This is a genomic window from Acinetobacter lwoffii, from assembly GCF_052078135.1.
In the GTDB taxonomy this organism is placed as follows: Bacteria; Pseudomonadota; Gammaproteobacteria; order Pseudomonadales; family Moraxellaceae; genus Acinetobacter; species Acinetobacter lwoffii_Z.
The window spans coordinates 1-922 of sequence record NZ_JBQGUZ010000065.1 but is presented as its reverse complement, the minus strand read 5'-3'; the positions used below and the strand labels follow the sequence as shown (position 1 = coordinate 922).

The window sequence follows — 922 nt, the reverse complement described above, 5'->3', positions numbered from 1 at the left end:
AATAGACCTCTTTCATAAATCATTTTTTGCTCAGTTCCAAGTTGTAGATTCCAGCGATTAAATTGAATCTCAAACCAAGCCTTTTACCTCTATTTCGATAACGCTCAGCAAGGATTTTGAAGGTTTTCAGGCTGCCAAATACATGCTCAATTCCGATTCTTCTTTTATTGATTTCTTGATTATAGATTTTCAATTCAGGATCCAATTTACAGTGTCTTTTGGCTTTTAATGGCAACAGGCTATTCGGATACAACACATAAATCCCCTGATAGCCTTTATCTGCAAGAATAAAAGCCCCAAAAGGAATCTGGTTTAAATTGCGTTTGAACAACTCGAAATCATGCACTGCACCGCGACTGGTACATAAACTCAGAATTTGCTGAGTTTTGTAGTGAATCATGGCCTGTACTTTAAAGGTATGGGTCTTTTTCTTGCCGCTATAGCTTTTCTTCTGTTTTTTTAGGCCTTTGGATTGGAATTTCCGTGGCATCCACGATCACAACATTCCAGTCGATGCCTTCGCCCTCGGGTAAATCTTTGGGTAAATTAAACAGATTGGACCGAATCAGGCAGTCTTCAACATGACGGACAATTCTTGAGGCTGTGGGCTCTGAAACCCCGTAACTCGTCGCAACGTGAAATAAGGTTCGGTATTCCCGCCAATAGCTCAGACAGAGCAGAACCTGATCCTCCAGGCTTAACTTGGGCGGTCTGCCTTTGGCAGAGACATGCTTCTGCAATTGCTCAACCATCAAATAGAAAGTTGACCATGAGATGCCTGTGTATCGCTTGAACTGAGGATCAGAAAGCTTGTTTGAATCGATGTATTTCATCCGCAGATTATGCACGAATGCCAAGAAATCCGGAGTGCAAATATTAACCAAAAAGAAGATCGTTTTTTGATTTATGAAAGAGATCTAAT

General features: G+C 40.8%; 2 protein-coding genes. Both read right to left on the bottom strand.

The features are described from left to right. Nucleotides 1-19: 19 nt before the first annotated feature. The gene (locus ACTL4S_RS16410; protein ID WP_004809604.1) at nt 20-490 is read right to left on the bottom strand and encodes an IS5/IS1182 family transposase; all 471 of its coding nucleotides are present in this window, start codon (nt 488-490) and stop codon (nt 20-22) included. After that, nucleotides 438-884, bottom strand: a complete 447-nt coding sequence (locus tag ACTL4S_RS16405; RefSeq protein ID WP_153567213.1) for a transposase family protein — start codon at nt 882-884, stop codon at nt 438-440. Before ACTL4S_RS16405 ends, ACTL4S_RS16410 begins: the two co-directional genes overlap by 53 nt. Between the last annotated feature and the right edge of the window lie 38 nt (nt 885-922).